Genomic DNA, 21,892 nt, shown 5'->3' on the forward strand with positions numbered 1-21,892 from the left:
AGAACTCGCGGAGTGCATCCATGAAACTCGCAACAGTCTTGGTCTCCTCTCTGATTGCCATTTTGAGTCTGCAACCCGCTCATGGCGAGGACACCGACATTTATCTGAACTCAGCCAGCACCGAGGGCGGAAGTCCCATGGTGATGTTTGCTCTAGATTACCGCTCGAATTTGGGGTCGACGGTTTGTCAGGGCAGCGAGTGCAACAGTCTCCGCTCGGCCGTATCGCCGAGCACGGGAACGACTTATCTTCCCGCTAGCGGCACCGTCAGTTTTTTCGAGCTGTTGCGGGCTGTCTTGAGAAAAGTGACGGACGATCTGGCGCCGCAGCTCACCGGCGTGAAGTTCGGACTCATGATCAACCATAACAACAATAACAATTGCGAAGGCCCCAACAGAACCGGTTGCAGTAACGGCGGCTATATGATGCTGGGTTTCGATACCGGCACAAGCCGTCTGCACAACAAGCTTGCTCAAATCCCGGTGCCGCAAGGCAATCTTGCCCATTCGTTTCAGGGAAAGGAGCTTTATTTCGAGCTGTTCCGCTATTTGACGGGCCAGGATATCTATAACGGCCATAATGGCTGGACCGATTACGACACGAACAACCAGCAAAACTTGCCCGTTGATAATCCCGACATCAGTTGGGATACCTCCATAGAAACGGGAAACCGCTACACTAGCCCTTTGTCCGGGACCCAATGCAGTAAGATTTTCGTCATCAACATCATGTTCCAGGTGTCCCAGCAGGATTCCGATTCGGATCTGGCGATCAGGGAGACCAAGGCCAACGGCGGCATGAACCAGCTGAACATCACCGGCACTAACAACAACTTCTCGACCGTGATCCGCTTTATGCGCGATGCTGATTTGGCGGATGGAACTTGGGGACAACACAATCCGGATCTGGAAGACGTCCAAAATGTCACTTCCTTTTTCTTCGTCGATCAGACCAAGGTCAACACAACTACCAACGGTTATGCGTCGGCCGGCGGTACGAATGCGGCGCTGCCTTTGAGCAGCAATCCCGATGATCTGGTCAAGCAGTTTAAAGATGTTTTTGAGCAAATTTTGAGCATCAGCACGACCTTCGTATCCGCCGCCGTTCCGGTCAATGTCTTCAACCGTACCGAAACGCTCGAAAATGTGTTTTATGCCTTGTTCCAGCCGGAAGGTACCCCCCGCTGGAACGGCAATCTCAAACGTCTGAAACTGGCGGTTGACGAGAGCACCGGAAATTTGCTGGTTCTCGATCAGAACGACAACGAGGCCATTTCGGCGACCGACGGTCGGATCAAGAACGAAGCTCTGACCTTTTGGACCAGTGCCGGTGGCGCGGACGTCGTAGCGGCCGATACGGAGATTGGTGAAGTTTCAGGCAAGGATGGCCGTAGCGTCTCGCGTGGTGGCGCCGGACAAAAAATTCCCGGTTTTCTGGGCGGCAGTCCAGGCACTAGCAATACATCCGGCGCCCGAAAGCTTTTTACCGAGCCGGACAGCTATACAAACGGAACGCCCACCGCATTCCGCGCGCTGAACGCGGATGATGCGACGACGGCTGGCGTCTCCGTAATCTGGGACAAGCTTAAACTTAGGGGCGCGAACAAGTCGACATCCTGTTCTCCTTCGACGGATTGCTGGACCACCGCCGCCAGCTACGCGACCGCCTCCGCGACGGATCAAACCATGGCGATCGATCTTCTCAAGTTCGCCCGCGGACTCGACCCGTTCGACCTGGACGCCGACGGGAGCATCTCGGACGTGCATCCATGGGCTACGCCGAGCGCTACGCCGAGCGGCCAGAGCCCCCAAAAGCCCTGGCTGATGGCCGATCCCTTGCATTCGAAGCCGACACCCATCAATTACGGCGCGCGAACGGCGGCGGGCTATTCGAACACGGTGCAGGATGTGCGTATTCTCTTGGCGGGCAACGACGGCTATCTGCATATGTTCCGCAACTCGACCTCCGGCAGTTCGCCCGAAGTGCCGAGCGGCGTGGAGGATTGGGCTTTTATGCCGAGGTCTCTGATCGGCAACCTCAAACTTTTAGCGGAGAATGCAGATGCTACGCCGCATGTGTATGGGCTAGATGGTAAGGCCGCCGTCTATATGAAGGACACCGACGGCGACGGTACGATCGAATCGGGAGAAAAGGTCTGGGCCTACATAGGTATGCGGCGCGGCGGCAAGGCTTATTACGCTTTGGACATCAGCGACCCGGACGATCCCAAAATGCTGTGGTCGATTTCCAAAACCAGCGGCGGTAATTTCGACGACTTGGGATGGACCTTCTCCGATCCGGTTGTAGGCAGCTTGAACTGGGGAAGCGGCGAGAAGCCCGTCGTGATCTTCGCGGGCGGGTACGACGCCAATAAAGACACCCGAAGCGGCGCCGATTCCAATAATGCCGCAACCGGCACCAACGATAGCGAGGGCAACGCGATCTATATCGTCGATGCCGAAACCGGAGCTCTGGTGTGGAAAGCGGCCAAAACGTGCGGAAGCATTCCGGCGACCCAATGCAGAGCGCACGCCGATCTTCTGGACAGCATACCCTCCAGCGTAACCGCCGTAGATACAGACAGCGACGGGCTGACCGATAGAATCCTGGTTGGCGATACCGGCGGTGTGATATGGCGTGCGGATTTGATTGCTCCCCCCCCTCCGGATCCTGAAGTCGATCCACCGGTTTACCTCGATAAGCGTGCGGAATGGACGATATCACCCATTCTTTCCGTTGGACGGCATGCAGGGCAAGCCGACCGCCGGTTCTTCCACAGACCAGATTTCGTTCAGGCAAAAGACAATACCGGAACCTTTGACGCTGTAATCATTGGTTCCGGAGACCGCGAACATCCGCTGGACACAAATATTCAGAATCAGTTTTACATGTTCAAGGACCGTAACACGCTCACTGGAAATCCTCCGTCTACCACAAAACAGGTGAGCAATCTCGACAATTTGACCGACACGGCGGCGACGGCGAGCAATGCGTGTAACTGTGGGTGGTATATCAATCTTGGACTTGGCGCGGACGGTGGCGAAAAGTCTCTGGCTTCACCGTTGACGTTCTTCGGAAAAATATTCTTCAGCACTTATGTGCCCGTGGGGGATTCTGGGGAAGACGACAACCTGACGTGCGGACCGGCGGAGGGCAAAGCCTATACTTATGTCGTAAATCTGTTTACTGCGGCTGGCGTTTACGACTTCGACACCAGCAATGATTCCAACGGTGAAACGAAGGAGCGTTCTGTCGATACCGGATCGGGCATCCCCAGCGATCCGATCTACATGTCATTGGGCGGAAAACAATTTATTACTCCAGGGAATATCCCACCGGAAGAAGAGTTCAGGCATCCCTTGGAAAGCAGGGCGATTTGGAAAACATTCTGGTATGAGAAGGAATGAGAGATCGATCATGACGATGCAAGGTATTCGAAAAATTCGGGGTTTTACCCTGATGGAATTGATGATCGCGGTTGCCGTGGTAGGAATACTGGCGGCGGTCGCTTTTCCCAGCTATCAAAGCCAAGTAATTAAAACTCGGCGCTCGGACGGCAAAGCCGCTTTGATGGCCGCCGCCGCCAAGCAGGAACAGTACTATCTGGACAATAAAACTTATGCCAACTCTATGACGGCACTCGGCTATGCCGCTAACCCGGCAAATTCTCAAGAAGGTTATTACCAGATCAGCATCGCTGCCGCTACGGCGGCATGCCCGATCGCGACATGCTTTTCACTAACGGCGACTGGACAAGGCAGCCAGCAAAGCGATGGCGTTTGCGGCAATCTAACGTTAAGCAGTTCGGGAGCTAAGGGAATTACAGGAACCGGAACCGTTGCTAACTGCTGGTGATCCGCTGCAGACATCAGCCCAGTAATTCGTAGGGGGTAGCCGATGCTTCAGCGTAACCTATCCATTTCCTAAACCGAATATTTCGCTAAGTATATCTGCACAGCCGCTAAACTCTCATAAATCAGATTAGAGAAGTAGATTTTGTGGGAGCCGTGTCCCGATGCCAAAGTCAGCTTGCCGCAGCGCGATGGAATCAGGACGCTTCGGGCGCTGGATGATTGAAGCTAGTTTCCGGACGGGGTGATCAGTTCCGGCAGTCGATTGGCTCCTCCCATTCTCCAAGCCCGTGGCGAATGGGCCGAACAACGCGCGTGGTCGAAGTCTAACTGCCCGATGACTCTACGCTGGTGTTGCGATTACCGCGACCTCAACGACTATTACCGGCTGCGCCATGATCGGGGATGCAAACGGTTCTTGGCAAAGCGAGTGAGCTGCCCAGTGGAGTAGGTCGGCAATCCATTGCCGACGAAGCCGCTTCCCGGGCCGTTGCGTCGGGAAAGGATTCCCAACCCACTATCTACTATCCCCTGGACCGCTACGCCAAACCGGAAGATGCACTGAGGAATTGGCCGTTTCACAGACAACTTCGTCGGCAACGAATTGCCGACGACTACTCATCTCAGCGTCCATTAGAGGGCGCGGGGCGGCTTCTGAGTGAACGCCGGTGAACAGTGGTGAGAAACGCTGTAAATTTTACGCCTGATTGGCAAATTGCTCACAATTGTAAAGAGTCGGTAGTAAAACCTTCAGAGAGCTGCCTGTTCAGGGTCAATTCCAACATTCGCTGACAGTTTTCGATGCGCCCGTAAGTCCCTTCTGTCCAAGCTGATTCAGCGTGAACGAACCGCATGCGTCACCGTCCATGGTGCTGCCGCTTGCCGGAGCTGCTGTCAAAGTAAATGTTGTTGCACCAGCAGCAACGGTGATGTTGTATTTCGCAGTTCCATTCCGTGGAGATTGAATTACCGGCAACATCGGGTTTCCGTCGTTCGCATCGCCGCAAATTCGATCAGTACCGGAATTGTAGCAATTCGCTTCCGTGAACAGACGTTCGAGAAACTGCGCATCTTCCAGCAAGTCAGACTTTGCTTCGGATCGGGCCGCACGTTTGACATATTCTTGATAGCCTGGCAGAGCGATGGCTGCCAAGATACCCACTATAGCCACGGTGATCATCAGTTCGATCAGCGTGAACCCTCTTGGCGTCGTCTGGGAGTTCATCTCGCGTTACTCCTATTGGATTTGCATCCAATATTTCCGTTCTATGCTCCCGCTGCCGCCACCTTCGTCATCTAAAGGCCCCCGATTCTTGATGCTCATGATATTGCCCGTGGTGCCTGATAATTCCTTATATGCCACGCCGGGAGTCTCGCTCTGTAGCCATGTCGGGGTTTCGGCAATGCCTACCGTCGACTTTATCCCCGACGAAACATTGCCGCTAGCCAGTTTATCCGCGTCATCAAAAACATTGTCTGCATTGAAGTCGAAGTTAGAAATACTGGTGCGCCCACCGGTGACCGCGTCGAGTTCCATGAGCCAACTGTCTCCCCCGGAAACGCAGGGATCAGAGGACGGGATGACGGTAACGAAGATGATGCGATCGTGCTTCAGCAAAGCTCGTGAAATCACGCGCTCGCCGGCGGCGCCGCTAGGCGGCACCAGATCGAGATACCAGCCGCGCTTGCTGCCCCAATCTACTGTGTTGTTGCTGGTTTCTCTTTGGCCGAAGCCGAATTCCGTTGTTTCGGTGGTGATTGTTTGAGCTTGTATATGATCGTTATCCCGGGGCACTGTTCCAATCTCATTGGGTTTGTCCCAAATGGCATAAAAGCTTTGCACTTCGATATTGGACGGGTCGGTGGCTGTGAGATAGCGCCCTGTTCCGAAGTAGATCAGCACACCGCCGTTCGGGTGGTTGCCGATTACGGGCTGAACCGTAATCGGTTGAACCTCGCCGTTTGCATTAGTCGCGGTGAACAGAGGATTTCCGCCGTTGGCCAGCGTTAAAGCGCTCAGGTCGAATTTCCAGAGGTTGCCCTGCAAATCGCCGGCGTAGGCATAATCGATGATTTTGTCGTTGTTGGCATCGTACAAAACCGGGGTGGAGAGACCGTTGCTGGTGCTGTCGCCTGCGGCAATCTTTGCGATCTGAGACCCATTACTCAGATTCACCACGTACAGAAAGGCCTTGTCCGAGGCGCTGTTGTAACCGTTGCCGAAAATAGCCGCCCATTGACCGTTATTTAGTCTGGCGATCTGTGGCTGACTGAAGGTATAACCCAAATCGGTCGCATCCGAGTATTCCCACAGCACGTTACTGGCGTTAAAGCCGTCAGGATCGCTGATATCCAGAGCGTAGATCGATTTACCCCCAGCGCCAAGTCCTCCAACCAATACGGTTTTCCAATCGCCTGACAAGTAGGCATCACTTACCTGAGGCGAACCGTCTACAAAATATTTATGTGTATAGGCCGGGTTAGTGAGCTTGCTGAGATTGTCGTAAACTCCCGCTGGAACATAAGCGAATAGTTCCTTGCCGGAATCGGCGCTCCCGACATCAGCTCGGAAAGCGTGCAGCATGCCGTCGTTTGCACCTACGTATACGGCCGGGGTGCGCGACGATTTACCGCTTACAAATGCTGAATATGAGGATCTTTCCGGTTCCGCCAACGCCGATGTGCCTTCGCTATAACCGTAGTCCTCTGCTTTTACGAAAGCCGGATCGGAATCGATGATGTCGCCCAGCCACCATTCGACATTGACCGATTCGCTCCGATTGCCGTCCCCGTCCGAATCGGCGATATCGACAATGCTTGCTACCCGATTCCGAAAGGCACCGCCATTCCGTTGCTCGTCGCTATGGCTGCCCCGCAGCCAATTAAGCCGATCGCTACAGAGATTGTCCACCACCCCGCTGGAGTCAGTATCCAGAACCGCCTTCTGTGAGGCGCTAAGGTTGGTACAGTCGCTGAAGCTTTGGCCTGAAGCACCGGTCCAGGTGAAGATGTTCCGGGAACCCGGAGCGGGAATTGTGGCGGCATCCCAATAGGGCGAACCGACACTGCCGTCGCCCTGTACCGGATAGGCGATGAGCTGGCCATGCCAATCCCTAGTGTCGAAGCGGGCTTGGAAAAGTACGGCACCGCTTTGAATGCTGGTGGAATTTGCGGCCAGTGCCGCGAAAGAAGGATTTGCTGCTGTAACGGCATTCACGACCGAATTGAATGCATCCACGACATCCTGAGCGTTCTCCGCGCTGAAGAACTCTCCCCGACTGCTAATGGCGGCATGCCACAAATCGTATACTTTGCGCTGCTGATTCAGGTCGCTCGGAGGACAAGATTCGCTGGTCTGAGTGTAAGGCCAACAATAGGGTGAGCCGGAACTCGAGCTCGTTGGAGGATTGGGGCAGCTAGCACCCTCGGCCAATTTGGAATAGTCCCCAGCGAAGGTGCTGCCGCCCCATATCGGGTACGTTCCCGTGCCGGATACCGGGGTGCCGCTCATCGTCGTACCCAAGCCGAGTCCAATGATGAAGGTATTCAGGTGCTGCCAAGTCGCCGGATCATTCTTGGGGTTGAGCCACTGAGCCGCCGCATCGCCGGAAAGATCTTTGAAACTCGCGGGGACATTATTATCTAGACCTGACTGAAGATCGGTAACCCAATACTTGAACGCGATATCCGCCAGATTGTTGCTTTGGTAATCCCTGTAAGGGGGGCCCGGGGTCCAGCTCGAAGTGGTTCCACCGCCCGAGGTCGGCATGGGTTCGGGCAAGGTAACCCCGGAGCTGTTCAAGTCGCCGACGGTTACCGAATCTCCGCACCACCCTCCATCGGTCATCAACAGATGGACGTTTCGACGGCAGGCATCATAACCTCTTACCGTTCCGTCAGGATTGAGAGGCTTGTCCCGGATTTGCGGGTCGTCTGCCAAAGGATGGTTGATGTTGATGGCTCCCGTAAAGTAATCACCGGCACGGACGGCGGCTGTACGCAAATAAGTGCTTCCAGCAACCGGAAAACGGGCAAGCCAGTCGTAAAGCTCCTGCTTATGAGTCTTCCCATTCGGGAGCGTAGCGTTCAATCGTCGAATTCGATTGTCTGTGGTGCTGCCATCCCACCCCTCGCAATTTGTCCCGAACGTATTGCACGTAATGCCCGAGTTATTTAGATCTTGCCATGCCACGCGCACCTCGCCATCCAGGCCTGCAAAAGCGCGCATTGCGCCGGACACCGTAGCCAGGTTCCGGGTGCGGTAATAGGAGTACCAGTTGGCGAAGTTCTGTTCCTTTTGTTCCGCTGTGCCCGCAAAGGTGTCCGACGCCGAACCGACAGTCACTTTCACGTAGCAATCATCATCGTCCTTCTGGCCGGAGGCGGTAGGAGTGCAAGCGGCTGGTCTGGGGACGCCGGCTTGCGTATAAAAAAGGTAGTAATAGGCCGGGTAAGTGTTTGCCGTAGTGTCGAGCGTCCAGGAAAGGCTTACGCCCGTTTGGTTGTTGAGATCATTGGACCAGCGATTGCCGACGTAAATGTACTGCTGTGAACTGTTGACGCTGGTGACCGTATAGGTCCCATCCCGGGAAGAACCGGTAACCGTAAGCGATGCCCCCGATGCAAGATTAGCGAAGATACCCGAGCATCCGGAATCGATATGTATCCGGTCGTTGCTGCTGTTGTTGTCGAAATCCACCTGGCAGGTGGAAGGTCCATAGTTGTAGGTAATGCTTGTGTTTGAACCGTAGTATCCGCGGTCGCTGCTCCCATTCGGAGAGCCGGCGTTAGTCTGGTTCGTGTTCTGTGGCGAGTACTGTCTCGTTGCCCAATAATTGGTTGCAAGGTTCACCGTTCCGCGTGACGTGTCGAAACCGTTAATCGGAGCGGCGGTAAACGAAATATTGGGGTAGCACATGGCTGCTGGGGCGCTGCTGAGCGTGCAGTCATTGCTGGTTCCGTTGTACTTCGGCGGCGGCGGATAGGTAATGGCCGGGTTGTAATAAAGGGCATTGAAATAGGCCGACTTGAAACGATTGGTCGCCTGACTTGCCTCGATACTGTCCGGCACGGCCGCGGACGGCATACTGAGTGAATCGTCTAGTGTGACGACCAGATTCGGCGCGACCGGAACGGTTAGAAAAAGCGGCTGATCGGACAGCGTCAAAGGCGCCGCGTACGCAGACAAATCCAGGCAGCCTGAAGCGAGCAGCCCCAAAGACAACGAAGTCAGGCGGATGGCTTTGGCGGATTGATGCATGTTGCCTCTCCGTTTCAAGGTGGCGTATACGTATAAAGAGCTTGCAAAATCACTACCGCGTTAAGATCGCCGCCGACGCCGCGCGCGGTGACACGGTAATACTCCGTGGCCGCGACATTGGGCATTCTTTCGACGATGTATCTCGGCTGTTCGGCAACCTGGCTCAGACTCTGGGCGGGACTGCGAGAGCTCGACCAATTGGGATAGTCGGCGTCGACCAAGCTGTCCAGATTGACGGTGCTGCCCCAGTAGTCGGCGTCGTTACCATGGGTGGCGTCATAAGTAATAAGGCCGTCGACGCTGCCGTCGAACGCCAAGGTGCGCCAAGCCGTCAGGGTGCTTTCGGCGTCCTTCAGGGCGGCTTCGGCGGCCTGAAAAGCCAAATCGCGATTGCGGGTGTTACCCGCCATGCGTTCCTGAAGATTGGTGTTCAGCGTAGCGCTGGTGCCCAACAGCATCAGAATGGTCAGAAAGATCAACGCCATCACGAGCGAGATGCCTCGTTGCCTTCTAGGCAAGCCGGCGCCATTCTCAAACCGCCTGGTCATAGTCGGTTCCTTACGGAGATGGTGGTGGTGAAAGCCTTGCGCAAAAGCCGGTCGGTCGGTGTGATCGTGGCCCCGTTGTAGGTATACGCCTGGGGGGCGGTAGTGATGCTTTCATCCGAAAGGCTGACCATCAGCAAGCTGATGCGTATGCTCAGAACATTCGTCCAGTTGGTAACCCCATCGGCCGTGACGTAGGTATCGACGCCGGGAGCTCCATCGGTATTCTCTCCATACTGAATTTGCATGTCCTGCACGCCTTCCACCATTTCCTCCGCCGTGGTGGCGGCATTGCCGCCGCTGGCTATGAGTCTTTGGCGGTAGAGCGCGGGTTCACCCGCATCGTTGGTACGGATGTAATAGGTCGCGGCACTGAGGCGCAGAATCCTCGATCCAGGGGCGTAGGTATAAAGTTGGCTGTTGGCGCTGCCGCACATCGGATCTGATGGTGTTCCGATACCAAAGCACTTCGTGAAGTTGCCGGGGGCGGTGGAATTCCCGGTAGTATGGTTGATTTGATTCGAGTTGTTGCCGATGTTGGCCGGGCCGGTCATCTGAAAAACGGCGGCATGCCGGCAGTCGGTAATGACCAGGATTTCTCCCGGTTGGATGTTATGGGTGGGGGCTACCGGAATGGTCGCGGCGCTTGCGTTATGCCCGGGGGGATGGACTACGACCCACTCGCGAGAATTGTCTGCCCGCAATACCGTCAGCGCGTCACCTCTCAATACGTTGCCGGAGACACCGTTCGGGTAGGTGGGATTTGCCGTGTCCTCATAACCCACCAGCGGGAAGCCGAACAGATCTTTGTCCCAATCCGTTGCGGTGTTGAGCACATTGGCCATCGTGGAGAACGAACAACCCGTGAATCCCGCCATGCGGATGTCGGAGGAGATGCGTTCGAAAGCGTAGCGGGCGCTCTCCTGCATGCGGGACAGCGTGTCCGTGGTACGAAAAGCCTGTCGGCTGCCCAGAAATGCGTAGCCGAGAACGGCGGTCAGCAATAAGCCGATTGTCAGGGATATCATCAGCTCGATCAGGGTCACGCCTCGGTAGGAGTTCGGCGGTACCGTCATCGCGAAAATGGGAGTGCGCATGGCTAAAGATCGGTCTGGGTTGTCAGGGATATCAGATCGTTATTGCCGTCGCCGTCGCGATCCTCTTTTTGGTCCCATTGGATGACGATGGTAGTGTTGCCCTGAATGTCGACGGTGACGGAGCCGTCTCCAGCGGGAAGCAACTCGGATAGCCGGTTTTTCCATGAGACCAGATCGTCGCCCGCCACGGTGCCGCCGCTGGGGCTGCTGCCGACCGCAACGTTATAGCTGCCGCCTATCGCGGCGGCGCGGTTGGCGCGCATGCTCTCGGCTATGTCATAAGCCAGCATGGTCGCCAGGCTTCGCATATAAGCCGAGTTGTTGTGATTGAGAGTGGTGGCGAGCAGCCTGCCGTGCCCCAATAGACCGAGCGCGATGACGACCATGGTCACCAGCACTTCGATCATGCTAACGCCTTTTTGCCCCGCCTTTAGGCCGAATCGGCCTTTTGAAACGTTTCTGCGCTTCATTAGCAAGTTCCTTTTTCGATGTGGATCTGGCCAGTGTTTTTCACGGCAATATCGCGTTTGACGCCGCCTACACACACGGTCAGCGTTCCGTTCGTTCCGCCACTGCCCACATAATCCCCACCGGGAAAATAGGTGATGTAGTTGCCGAATTCGGTGCCGCCATCGATGGTGCCGGTACCGCTAGTCGGCTGCTTGATCCGTAGGCGGGTTTCGCCGTCATTCACAGTGCCTCGATCGGTGGGGTCGGTAAACGTCAGCCAACCGCTCTGCCAACCTTCTGCGGTCGTGCAGGTGGGGCTTGCATTATCGGGATTGGCGGTCTTACAGATCGTTACGGCGACGCCGCGCTTGATCGCCTCGGAACGGGCGAAGTTGAGCGCTGCCACAAGTTCGTTGGTTAGGGCGACGGCACGGCTAGTATTCGTGAAATTCTGGAGACTGGGCACAGCGATAGACGACAGAATAGCCAGGACCGACACCGTCACTAGCAGTTCGATCAATGTGACCCCCCGTGATTTTCCGGCAGCCTGGAGTGGCCGATGCTTGCTCCACACCATCATTTGAAGCACCTTTGGAAACTATTCCCGTGTCTTGAAAATCCATCCGTCGGCAGCGCCGATCACCCTGGGAGCTGTCGTAGCGATAGCCTGCGACTTTATCGAGAAAAGGGAGTGGAGCTCCGAGCTCCGGATACGCCTAAATCTAGTGCGTCCGGATCGAACGTTGTATGACGGCTGTCACACAATTGTGATTTCTTGAAGAAGTGTAGTGTACTTTGTGACTTTGTTATGTTTGTCCAGCCATGTCTCCCTTTGCATACTTGAACAAGAGCCTTTTAGGAGACATTGCTGAAAATCTTGCCGGCGCTTTCAGTCCCGGAAATATTTGGAGCGAAACATTAGACGTAGTTTCTCGTCTTTCCGGTTAGGTATCGTTTGCGGGGTAGTTACGGGTGCCTATCTGTTCTCCCTATCCGAATGGCCGAGGTCTTTTCCCGGCACGATTTCATCCCTTACCCGCTGTTTAAGCTCTTTCGCTTCGGGGAAGCGTCCTTCTTCCTTTCGGGACCATAGCATCGTGTTCCCGTGGCGCACTTCGAATATTCCGCCGGTACCGGGAATCAGCGCCACTTCGCCGATCTCCTCCTCGAACGTGGTCAGAAGTTCCTGCGCCAGCCAGGCTGCGCGCAGCAGCCAGCGGCATTGAGTGCAGTATTCGATTTCGATGCGGGGTTTTGCGGTCATAGTTTCTCTCTCTTTGTAGGTCGGAAATCCCTTCCCGACGCAGCGGATTTGTCGGCAAAGGATGGCCGACCTACCGCACTTAAATTCAGATTCAGGGTTGAATGGCCTGCCAAAACAGTTTGACTCCCACGATCAGTACGACGATCGCGAACATTCGCCTGAGTTTCCGCGTCGGTAGCCGATGCGCGAGTTCAGCGCCGAGCGGCGCGAACGGAATACTGGTCGCCACGATGCCGGCAAAGGCGGGCAGGTAAACATAGCCTAGACTCCAAGCCGGCAACACTGGTTTTTCCCAACCCAGGGCAATATAGGTCAGAGAGCCGGCGACCGCTATGGGAAAACCGCAGGCGCTGGAGATGGCGACGGCGTTTCGGATCGGAAAATGGCATCTGACGAGAAAGGGCACGCTCAGTGTCCCGCCACCTATCCCGAGGATGGAAGAAACCGCGCCTATCCCTAAGCCGGCGGCTGAATATAGCCACCCGCTCGGCGTTCGACTTTGATCGCTTTTAGTCTTCACATCGATTAGAAGACGAGCGGCAACATAAAGCAGAAAAAGCGCGAAAATCAGTTTAAACCAATGTGCCGGCAATCGGTCGGCGATGATCGAACCGATAACGGAGCCGATCAATATGCCGGGCGACAGCCGGGATACCGTATCCCAGCGCACGGCACCGAGACGGTGGTGCGCATAAACCGCTGAAACGGACGTGACGACGATGGTAGCAAGCGAAGTCGCCACCGCCATGATCATGACGGAATTCGGTGGAAAGCCCCGTATTGAAAAAAACCAGACCAGAAACGGCACGATCACGACCCCTCCGCCGATCCCGAACAAGCCGGACAACACGCCGGCCAGGCTGCCGAAAGCCAGGTACAGTCCCAGTTCTTCCCACATGCGCTGCTCATCCGCGTTTAAAATAGGGGCCGTATGCTAACAGGAACCGGGGTCCAAGCTAAAAACCCATGAAAACTTATCTTGTCGGCGGCGCCGTAAGGGATAGCCTGCTCGGGCGACCGGTGGAGGAACGCGACTGGGTGGTCGTGGGCGAAACGCCGGAAAGCATGATTGCCCGAGGTTTTAAACCGGTCGGCAAGGACTTTCCCGTGTTCTTGCATCCAGAGACCCGTGATGAATACGCGCTCGCCCGCACGGAGCGGAAAACCGCGCCGGGCTACCGAGGCTTCGTCGTTCATGCCGAGCCGGACGTGACGCTGGAACAGGATCTGCTCCGCCGCGACCTGACCATCAACGCCATGGCCCTGGACGAGGAAGGCCGGCTCGTCGATCCCTATGGCGGCGCACGGGATCTCAAGGACCGGATTCTGCGCCATGTTTCGCCGGCATTCGGCGAAGACCCGGTGCGCATCCTCCGAGTGGCCCGCTTCGCTGCCCGTTTCGCGCAGCTCGGTTTTCGGGTGGCGGCGGAAACGTCCGATCTGATGCGGGGCATGGTGGCCGCCGGCGAAGTGGACGCTCTGGTGCCGGAGAGGGTTTGGGCGGAACTCGCCCGTGCCCTGTCCGAGCCGACTCCCAGAGCTTTTTTCGAGGTGCTGCGGGAGTGCGGCGCATTGGCCAGGCTGTGCCCGGAAATCGACCGGCTGTTCGGTGTCCCGCAGCCCGCCGAGCATCATCCGGAGATCGACACCGGTATTCATACCTTGCTGGTCCTCGACCAGGCGGTCCGGCTGAGTCCCGACCCGGTAGTGCGTTTCGCCGCCCTGACTCACGACTTGGGCAAAGGACTGACGCCCAAGGAATTGTGGCCGAAGCATCACGGCCACGAAAAACTCGGGCTTGGCGCATTGGAGAGCCTTTGCCTGCGGCTGAAGGTGCCCAATGCCTATCGCAAGCTGGCTGAAAAAGTGATGCGCTACCACGGCCATTGTCACCGGGCGCTCGAACTGCGCCCCGCGACCGTGGTGGATTTGTTGCAGCGGCTCGATGCGCTCCGAGCCCACGCCTCCCTGGAGGGTTTTCTTCTCGCCTGTGAAGCCGATGCCAAGGGCCGCCCCGGTTTCGAGAATCGGCCTTATCCGCAAGCCGAATGGCTGCGGACGGCGCGGGAAACAGCTCTGGCGATTCCGGTTCAACCGCTGTTGGAGAAAGGATTCAAAGGAGAGAGCCTGGGCCGAGAGCTGCGCCGGCAGCGGATCGACGCCGTGACGTCGTGTCGGCGGCAATTTTTGGAAAGCCGAAATTCCGGTTGAATGTAGCGTGGCAATGAATCCAAAACCTGCCGACATTTATCAGCCCCGCGATTTCATCGAAACCCACGAAGGGCTGATTTTCGCCGTCGTGGACGGGATGCTCGAGGATGATCGCGTGCTCTGTTTTCTCCGATACGCGCCGATCGGAGGAAAGCTCGCCAAAATGGGCACTGACGAAGCCAATGCTTACCTGCAAGCTCGGGCGCCCCGGTATCTGTTTTCGTCGAAGCGGCTGGACGCACGACTTCATGCCGTGCCGCAGGAAAACATACGCCGCCATCTCCGACCGCGGGATCGCGTGCAAGATTTGCTGAACTCGGTGCCACGAGACGAAATCGAGCGGAAAGCGATTCGATTGCTGCAAAAATTCGGTGCCTGCGGGCTGGACTTGGGCCGGGTCGGTTTGACCGGCTCTTTGTTGATCGGCGCGCAAACGCTGAAGTCCGATCTCGATTTCGTCATCTACGGACGTGAAGCGTTTTTCGAGGCTCGCGAGATCGTCGGACGCTTGATCGAGGCCGAAGAACTGCAAGAGCTGGACGATGCGGCATGGCGCGACGCCTACGACCGGCGCGGTTGTGCGCTCACGTTCGAGGAATTTCTCTGGCACGAGCGGCGCAAGTTGAACAAGGCGCTGATCGACGGGACAAAGTTCGATATCACCTTGGTGGACGAACTACCGTCCAAAGCATCGGGCCCCGTCCGCAAGTTGGGGCCGATCCTGCTTCGGACCCAAATAGCGGATGCGGCATACGCGTTCGACTATCCGGCCGTGTACCGATTGACGCATCCCGAGCTCACGGAAGCGGTCAGTTTTACCCACACCTATGCGGGCCAGGCCCTGACCGGAGAAACCGTCGAGATTTCGGGTCTGCTGGAAGAATCGCACTCGGGGCAGCGGCGCATCGTAGTGGGTTCCAGCCGAGAAGCTGCGGGGGAATATATCAAGGTGGTGTTCGAGCGGCGAACGCCCTGAATCCGAATAGGCAAACGTCATTGCGTTTGTTACATTTCCGCCCCTGCATCCCTTAAACCAATTATCGATATATAGAGATCGCGAAAGAACCGTCGCACGGGGGTTTTTCACGAACTCGGAGGAGAAAATTATGATCGGTGGCGTCATTTCGGTGCTGGTTTGCATATGGTTTTATCGCACGGCGCTGCGTCTCAACCTCAACGTGCTGCAATGGATCGTCGGCGCTTTGATCGTCTACTACGGAATCAAGGCGATCTGGATGTACGCCATCCTCAAGCCTTTGCTGGGCGGGTCATTCACGTATTACAGCGCGACCGCCGGCATCATGATGGAGGTGTCGGGCGCCCTGCTCGGCGCTTTGGGCGCTGCGCTGTTTCGCAACCTGGTCATGCTCAAGCAGGCCCGATGACTTTTGCCCGTGCGCGGTCGGCGCTTCCCGATTTCCGGGCGGTCATTCTTGACATGGACGGTCTGGCCCTGGACACCGAATCGACTTATTGCCACGCCTGGCGTTCGGCGGCGGCCGATCTGGGCTTCGATCTGAGCGAAGAATTCTGCCTTGGGTTGTTCGGCCGCCATGCCGATGACGTGGAACGGGCGCTTAAGACTGCACTTGGCGATGCGTTCGATCGCAGGTCGTTTCATGAATCCGCCGAACGCCACTGGCGGCGCTATCTCGACGAACACGGCATAGGGCCGATGTCGGGCCTGAAAGAGCTGCTCGCTATTCTGCGACACCGGGCGATTCCCTATGCGCTGGCTACCAACAGCGACGGCCCGTATGCATGGGAGTGCCTGCGGCTGTCGGGTATGGAAAAGACCTTTCAGGTTGTCGTGACCCGCGACCAGGTCGAACGGGGGAAACCGGCGCCCGACCTCTTTCTCGATGCGGCGAGACGTTTGAATGTTCCGCCGGACCTATGCCTGGTGCTGGAGGATTCGGAAACTGGCTTGGAAGCGGCCCGTGCGGCGGGAACTGTTCCGGTTCTGATTCAACGGCGCCACGAAATCCGCCGGAAACTGTCGAAATGGGCGGCGCTCAGCTTTCCGAGCTTGCTGGATCTGGCCCAGTTGCTGGAAACAACCGGATGAGAGGAAAAGTTTCCACAGGGACGGGAGCGCGAGTAATGTTCCATGCGCTTTTTTCCTTGGTGGCCTTGCCGCTCGTTTGGCGGGTTACGGTGCGCGCCTGACTCGCTGGGCTACACGCAGGTTGCGTGACGGCGCACCTAACCCGCCCTACCACGGGTCATTTTTCGCTTTGGTGTAACGACGGAAACCGGGATTTCGTAGGGTGGGTTAGGCGCACTCCGGTATAGGCTGGCCGTAGAACACTATGCTTCGCGTGCGCCGTAACCCACCATGGCAACGTTCGGTCGCCTTGCCGCTCGACCGATCGATCGGTGTTACTCGGTAGGTCGGGAATTCTTTCCCGACGCCATGGCCGGGCCAGCGGCTTTGTCGGCAAGGGATTGCCGACCTACGGCCGTGTCAGCCGGTCGGTCGGGAAGGGATTCCCGACGTGCTGTTTCTCCATCCAAGAGCCTTTTCCGATCAGGCGGCGCGGATCGGAAAAGGCTCCTGGCCTTTGTGTTTGAGCTTGCGGGTATAGGTGCGGCCGTCGCGGAACGTGGCGGCTCGGTTGAACTTCCCGGCATATTTGGCGACGGGATTGGTCTGGGGGATCTGAGGTCGCTTGGTTTTCTTGCTCATGGTGTTGCTCTCGTTTGAATGTCTTCGCCGGATACCGGCTCGCCCTTCAGACCGCTCCGAGCAGGTTCGGTTCCCGAGCCGGTCTCAAGAAAAGTTGTAGTGCTTGCGCACGGTTTCGAGGATCTTCCAGGTGCATTGCAGTCCGGACCGGAACGTCACCAGATCGCCCTTGCCGAATTCCACGGGGTCGCCGCCTTTGGGCGTCACGATCACGCGTCCTTCCAAGAGATAGCAGGTTTCGGTCTCGTCGTAAGTCCACGGAAATTCGGACGGTTCCTTGCTCCACACCGGCCATTGCCGTACGCCCAACGATTTGAGCCGGTCTTCGCCGACTTGTTTTTCGATACGGATATCGCTCATCTCGTACTCTCCTATTCATTTGGTGATCGGTTTCGAGGTAGAGCCTCGGCCATAGTGCAAAGCCAGCCATACGGTGATCGTATCCGGCGGAGTCCAGTTTACGCGATGACGGCAATGGGCCGGAAGCAAAAGGGCATCGCCGGGGTGCAAAAACGTTTCGCCATTCCGCCCTTCGATCGCGAGTCTTGCCTGACCTTGAAGCAGCAGCACCCATTCGTCCCAGTCCTGATCGTACCATTGTCCTTCCGGTGTGGCATGTCCCTTGGAAAGAATCCGCTCCAGCCGGAAAGCCGGCGTTTCCAGCAGAACTTCGAATTTTTCCTCGGGCAAGTCCTCCGGCAGGTCGGCCAGCAATGTGGTCATCGATGCTTCAGGCAGTTCGAGCATTCTGAAAAATTCCTTTAGAGGCAACGATGGCTGTCACTCTAATGAAACACTTATTCACAAAATCTGTGGATAAAGTTCTGCAAAAGCCTAGAACAATTTCTTCCAGACCCGATGACATAAGGGCTGCACACGATTGCACAAAATTTTCGCACATAGCGGTTTGGTGGTCGCCTCCATTTCTTCACGCCCGCTGTCCGGTTTGATAGAGTGCCGAAAAAATCGAACGGGAGGCAACTACAACTATGATTGCGGCATTATCGATGATCGTCATCTTGGCAATCGCGGTTTGGTTCTATCAAACCGCTCAACGGTTGAATCTGCCCGCATTGGCTTGGGCCATAGCCGGGGTCATCGTTTATTACGGCGGTTTCCTGTTTTGGATGCAAGTCGTGCTCCGCTCGCTACTGGGCGAGTCGTTTCATACACACGGCTTTTGGCTGGGAATCGGCATGGATGTCACGGCGATTCTGGCCGGGGCGGTCTGCGCCGTGCTGTTCCGTTACGGGGTCATGATGAAAAAGGGCCGGAAGCCGTTCGAGACGTCTTTTTAGACGGATTTGTCGGCAAGGGATTGCCGACCTACGATCGTGCCGCTTTGTAGGTCGGGAATCCTTTCCCGACGCCACGGCCTGGCCCACGGCTTCGTCGGCAAGGGATGGCCGACCTACGAACCGGTGCCGCGAAGTAGGTCGGGAATCCTTTCCCGACGCAAACTAGTAGGCTTAACGCCATTCAGAACAGCGCGGCATTGAGCCAGAAGTGGGCGACGATGCTGCCCGCATAGCCGAGCGCGATTGCCGGCATCCACTTCAAATGACTCAAAAACGTGTAGGCGCCTCGCGTCTGCCCCATGAGCGCGACGCCCGCCGCCGAGCCGACCGACAGCAAGCTGCCGCCGACTCCGGCGGTCAGGGTTACCAAAAGCCATTGTCCCATAGAGAGATCCGGGTTCATCGACAAGATCGCGAACATGACCGGGATGTTGTCGACGAAGGCCGAGGCGATGCCTACCAGAATGTTCGCCGGAGTCGCTCCCAATTCGCCGTAGAGATACTGCGAGACGTGCCCCAAATAGCCCAGAAAATCGAGTCCGCCCACGCACAGCACCACGCCGTAGAAAAAAAGCAGCGTGTCCCACTCCAGCTGCGCCAATTTCTGGAAGATATCGAACCGCTCTTCGCCAGGTAAGGCTTCTGCCTCTTCTTCCTCCTCGTGCCTTTCCAATAGCTCGGTCGGCACCTCGGGTTCTTCTCGATGGGTGATGTGCAGGTAATAGCCGAAGAACTGGATATACGTCAAACCTGCCATCATTCCCACCGCGGCGGGCAAATGCAGGATATTGGAGAACACCACGGCAGTCGCGATGGTGAGCAGGAACAAGGCGACTATCCGTTTGGCGCCCCGCTTCATTTTGGTGACATCCTTGATTTCCGCCGGGCGCGCGTCCGGTATCGCGAAATGCATGATGGCGGCGGGCAGCACGAAATTGATGACCGCCGGAACGAACAGAACGAAAAAGCCCCAGAAAGTAACTTTATGCTGTTGCCAAACCATCAGCGTCGTGATGTCGCCGAAAGGGCAGAATGCGCCGCCGGCATTCACGGCGACCACGGTGTTGACGCAGGACAGCGCGACGAAGCGCGGGTTATCCTTGCCGACGGCCATTACGACGGCGGTCATCAACATCGCCGTGGTCATATTGTTCGAGATGGAGGAGATGAAAAAGGCCAGAATCCCGGTGATCCAAAACAATGAGCGATAACCGAGACCCTTGCTGACCAGCCAGGCCCTGACAGCCTCGAATACTTGCCGTTCCTCGAGCGCATTGACGTACGTGATCGACACGATCAGGAACAGGAGCAGTTCGCCGTAATCCAGCACCAAGGTCCGCACCGCGTCTTCGGCGAGCTGCGGCTGGCCTTGCAGGTTGTAGACGACGGCGATCGCGGCCCAGATGATCGCCGCCGCCAGCATCATGGGTTTGGATTTTTTGAGTTCCGTGACTTCTTCCAAGACGACGAAGATATAAGCCAGCACGAACGCGGCGATCGCCAGATAGCCGACAAAATGCCCGGTCAGATCCAAAGCTTGACCTTCAGCCGGGATGGCCAGGGCAGTGAGCGGAAAGATCGCCAAAAAAAACGCCAGTAAAATCTTCTGCTTCAAAACCATTCGAGAACCTTTTTTCTTCCTGTGCGAAAAACCACGCCGCGTCTGGCCAACAGCGCGGCGTCAAACAATTCTTAGTGTTTCAGTAGAGAATGGTAGCATTTGCCGCTTCTGAGTCCGAGCATGTGTTTTATGCCCCGGCTCCCCGGAGCCGGGATATCTACACAAAACCTCGGGCCAACATTCCGGCAGGGAAGGTCGCGGCTAAAGCGACGTTTGCGATTGGATGGGCACGATTGAAGACAGCTCCGTCGGGAAAGGATTCCCGACCTACTGAGCGGCACCGGTTCGTAGGTCGGCAATCCCTTGCCGACAAAACCGCTTGCCGATCTATTCAGTCGGGAAGGATTCCCGACCTACAAAGCGGCACGATCGTAGGTCGGCAATCCTTTGCCGACATAACCGCCGAAGGCCGCCGATTCCGTTACCAGGATGCCGGCAACTTGCGCCGGATGAGAATGAATTTGCGTTCTACGGAAAGATAGCCGCCGCGTTCCAAATCTTTCATGATCCGGCTGACCATCTCCCGCGAGCAGCCGATGATGTTGGCCAGATCCTGATGGGTCGGCTTTTCCCGGATGATCCATTCGTTTTCGTTCTCGACGGCCATGTCGTAAAGGGTTTTAACCAATCGCCCGTACACATCCGACAGCGCGAGCCCTCGAACGTTCTCGGTCAAACTGCGGATCCGCTGAGTGAGGCTCCGGATGATGCTGGACGCGGCGTCCGGATGGCTTTTCAGCCAAGTCTTCAATGCGAGCCGCGGAATCAGGCTGCACACTGTTGGTTCCAGGGCGGCTATCGAAGCCGAACGGGGTTCGCCGTCCAGCAAGGACAGCTCCCCGAAAAACGAGCCCGCACCCTGAGTCGAAAGAATCACCATGCGCCCGTTTGCGCTGCTCAGATAAGCCTGCACCTTGCCGGACAAAATAATGAACAGCGCTCCGCCTTCTTCGCCCTCGCGAATGATAATCGAATTCTTGGGATAGCTTTTTATGGCCGCGCAGGAAGCCAGTTCCGCCAGAGCGGTGTCGGGCACTTCGGAAAAATAGGGGACGCTTTTTAACCCCTGAAGCGTTTCTTTCGACACAATCGCGTTCAACTGAAGAAAACGAAAACACTCGATCTCTCCCGTCGTTTTTCGAGTTTCGAGGTACGGTGCGACGGGCGATAGATCTAAATGTTAGTTTATATTCGATCCATCGGCCTCAAAAAAAGGGGACCGGCGCTGAATTTCGGTCCCGAAGAGTCGCCTCGGAGGCGTAATCGGATTATCTAAGGCGGAGGACGGTTGGACTGCCTGTACGTTTAGCTCCGCCGGCCACAGCCTTAGCGAATTCATTCATTTTCCGATTCCGGTTTTTCGGGGAGTGCGGCTTTCGCCGGATTATCGATACCGGTGGCGTTCACGACTACTCCGGAGGATGAACGTTCTTTCGCACGCGCCGACGTTTCGGAGTTATCCCGCGGCAGAAAGACGAACAGCACCAGGGCCAATATGAAGGCAAAGATCGTCGTTATCACCGACACGCCGATATAGAGAAGCCTGGTAGGGCGTCCGGGAAAGCCTCTTTGAACCATGTATGTCATAAGCCTATTCGTTTGAGTT

21 protein-coding genes are annotated in these 21,892 nt (G+C 56.5%); 7 read left to right on the forward strand and 14 right to left on the reverse strand.

The window, feature by feature from the left end:
* Nucleotides 1–20 precede the first annotated feature (20 nt).
* Nucleotides 21–3,407 (forward strand): pilus assembly protein, encoded by a 3,387-nt coding sequence (locus ACR2TX_RS06325; RefSeq protein WP_434131569.1) that lies wholly within the window; start codon nucleotides 21–23, stop codon nucleotides 3,405–3,407.
* Between the two features lie 10 nt (nucleotides 3,408–3,417).
* Nucleotides 3,418–3,855, forward strand: a complete 438-nt coding sequence (locus ACR2TX_RS06330; protein ID WP_276205400.1) for a type IV pilin protein — start codon at nucleotides 3,418–3,420, stop codon at nucleotides 3,853–3,855.
* Between the two features lie 768 nt (nucleotides 3,856–4,623).
* Here ACR2TX_RS06330 and ACR2TX_RS06335 read toward each other — a convergent pair.
* From ACR2TX_RS06335 to ACR2TX_RS06370, 8 genes are all read right to left on the reverse strand, one after another.
* Entirely contained in the window at nucleotides 4,624–5,076 is a 453-nt protein-coding gene (locus tag ACR2TX_RS06335; RefSeq protein WP_077730979.1) for a type IV pilin protein, read from the reverse strand.
* A gap of 12 nt (nucleotides 5,077–5,088) precedes the next feature.
* A complete protein-coding gene (locus ACR2TX_RS06340; RefSeq protein WP_434131570.1) occupies nucleotides 5,089–9,111 on the reverse strand; it encodes a PilC/PilY family type IV pilus protein in 4,023 nt (1,340 codons plus the stop codon).
* 14 nt (nucleotides 9,112–9,125) lie between these two features.
* Nucleotides 9,126–9,659: a PilX N-terminal domain-containing pilus assembly protein gene (locus tag ACR2TX_RS06345; RefSeq protein WP_133716307.1), complete on the reverse strand. Its 534-nt coding sequence runs from the start codon at nucleotides 9,657–9,659 to the stop codon at nucleotides 9,126–9,128.
* Complete coding sequence (locus ACR2TX_RS06350) at nucleotides 9,656–10,753, reverse strand: PilW family protein (protein ID WP_434131571.1); 1,098 nt, start codon at nucleotides 10,751–10,753, stop codon at nucleotides 9,656–9,658. The genes ACR2TX_RS06345 and ACR2TX_RS06350 overlap by 4 nt, the downstream gene beginning before the upstream one ends.
* A gap of 2 nt (nucleotides 10,754–10,755) precedes the next feature.
* On the reverse strand, nucleotides 10,756–11,223 hold the full coding sequence (pilV, locus tag ACR2TX_RS06355) for a type IV pilus modification protein PilV (RefSeq protein WP_077730976.1): 468 nt from the start codon (nucleotides 11,221–11,223) through the stop codon (nucleotides 10,756–10,758).
* Nucleotides 11,223–11,783 (reverse strand): GspH/FimT family pseudopilin, encoded by a 561-nt coding sequence (locus ACR2TX_RS06360; RefSeq protein WP_156879956.1) that lies wholly within the window; start codon nucleotides 11,781–11,783, stop codon nucleotides 11,223–11,225. The genes pilV and ACR2TX_RS06360 overlap by 1 nt, the downstream gene beginning before the upstream one ends.
* A gap of 396 nt (nucleotides 11,784–12,179) precedes the next feature.
* A complete protein-coding gene (locus tag ACR2TX_RS06365; RefSeq protein ID WP_434131572.1) occupies nucleotides 12,180–12,467 on the reverse strand; it encodes a SelT/SelW/SelH family protein in 288 nt (95 codons plus the stop codon).
* 91 nt (nucleotides 12,468–12,558) lie between these two features.
* On the reverse strand, nucleotides 12,559–13,365 hold the full coding sequence (locus ACR2TX_RS06370; RefSeq protein ID WP_434131574.1) for a sulfite exporter TauE/SafE family protein: 807 nt from the start codon (nucleotides 13,363–13,365) through the stop codon (nucleotides 12,559–12,561).
* Nucleotides 13,366–13,433: 68 nt separating this feature from the next.
* Here ACR2TX_RS06370 and ACR2TX_RS06375 point away from each other — a divergent pair, with 68 nt between their 5' ends.
* From ACR2TX_RS06375 to ACR2TX_RS06390, 4 genes are all read left to right on the forward strand, one after another.
* Entirely contained in the window at nucleotides 13,434–14,678 is a 1,245-nt protein-coding gene (locus ACR2TX_RS06375) for a multifunctional CCA addition/repair protein (protein WP_434131575.1), read from the forward strand.
* A gap of 13 nt (nucleotides 14,679–14,691) precedes the next feature.
* Nucleotides 14,692–15,654 carry a nucleotidyltransferase domain-containing protein gene (locus ACR2TX_RS06380; protein ID WP_434110792.1) on the forward strand — a complete coding sequence of 321 codons (963 nt, stop codon included), beginning with the start codon at nucleotides 14,692–14,694 and terminating at the stop codon, nucleotides 15,652–15,654.
* A 130-nt stretch (nucleotides 15,655–15,784) separates the two neighbouring features.
* Complete coding sequence (locus ACR2TX_RS06385) at nucleotides 15,785–16,063, forward strand: hypothetical protein (RefSeq protein ID WP_077730970.1); 279 nt, start codon at nucleotides 15,785–15,787, stop codon at nucleotides 16,061–16,063.
* Nucleotides 16,060–16,746: an HAD family hydrolase gene (locus tag ACR2TX_RS06390; protein ID WP_156879879.1), complete on the forward strand. Its 687-nt coding sequence runs from the start codon at nucleotides 16,060–16,062 to the stop codon at nucleotides 16,744–16,746. Before ACR2TX_RS06385 ends, ACR2TX_RS06390 begins: the two co-directional genes overlap by 4 nt.
* A 462-nt stretch (nucleotides 16,747–17,208) precedes the next feature.
* Here ACR2TX_RS06390 and ACR2TX_RS06395 read toward each other — a convergent pair whose 3' ends face one another.
* From ACR2TX_RS06395 to ACR2TX_RS06405, 3 genes are all read right to left on the reverse strand, one after another.
* Nucleotides 17,209–17,367: a DUF7230 family protein gene (locus tag ACR2TX_RS06395; RefSeq protein ID WP_166642451.1), complete on the reverse strand. Its 159-nt coding sequence runs from the start codon at nucleotides 17,365–17,367 to the stop codon at nucleotides 17,209–17,211.
* 84 nt (nucleotides 17,368–17,451) lie between these two features.
* Complete coding sequence (locus tag ACR2TX_RS06400) at nucleotides 17,452–17,727, reverse strand: cupin domain-containing protein (RefSeq protein ID WP_434131576.1); 276 nt, start codon at nucleotides 17,725–17,727, stop codon at nucleotides 17,452–17,454.
* A 15-nt stretch (nucleotides 17,728–17,742) separates the two neighbouring features.
* A complete protein-coding gene (locus ACR2TX_RS06405; RefSeq protein WP_240502556.1) occupies nucleotides 17,743–18,114 on the reverse strand; it encodes a cupin domain-containing protein in 372 nt (123 codons plus the stop codon).
* A gap of 242 nt (nucleotides 18,115–18,356) precedes the next feature.
* Here ACR2TX_RS06405 and ACR2TX_RS06410 point away from each other — a divergent pair, with 242 nt between their 5' ends.
* Complete coding sequence (locus ACR2TX_RS06410) at nucleotides 18,357–18,665, forward strand: hypothetical protein (protein ID WP_240502555.1); 309 nt, start codon at nucleotides 18,357–18,359, stop codon at nucleotides 18,663–18,665.
* A gap of 181 nt (nucleotides 18,666–18,846) precedes the next feature.
* On the opposite strand, the gene nhaD is transcribed toward ACR2TX_RS06410, so the two are convergent.
* The 3 genes from nhaD to ACR2TX_RS06425 all read right to left on the reverse strand — a co-directional run bounded on the left by nhaD (nucleotide 18,847) and on the right by ACR2TX_RS06425 (nucleotide 21,873).
* Entirely contained in the window at nucleotides 18,847–20,286 is a 1,440-nt protein-coding gene (nhaD, locus tag ACR2TX_RS06415) for a sodium:proton antiporter NhaD (RefSeq protein WP_434131577.1), read from the reverse strand.
* Nucleotides 20,287–20,707: 421 nt separating this feature from the next.
* Nucleotides 20,708–21,373, reverse strand: coding sequence for a Crp/Fnr family transcriptional regulator (locus ACR2TX_RS06420; protein WP_133716301.1), 666 nt, complete (start codon nucleotides 21,371–21,373; stop codon nucleotides 20,708–20,710).
* A 248-nt stretch (nucleotides 21,374–21,621) separates the two neighbouring features.
* Nucleotides 21,622–21,873 carry a hypothetical protein gene (locus ACR2TX_RS06425; protein ID WP_434131579.1) on the reverse strand — a complete coding sequence of 84 codons (252 nt, stop codon included), beginning with the start codon at nucleotides 21,871–21,873 and terminating at the stop codon, nucleotides 21,622–21,624.
* Nucleotides 21,874–21,892 lie beyond the last annotated feature (19 nt).

The sequence above is a fragment of the Methylocaldum sp. GT1BB genome (assembly GCF_051027545.1).
In the GTDB taxonomy this organism is placed as follows: domain Bacteria; phylum Pseudomonadota; class Gammaproteobacteria; order Methylococcales; family Methylococcaceae; genus Methylocaldum.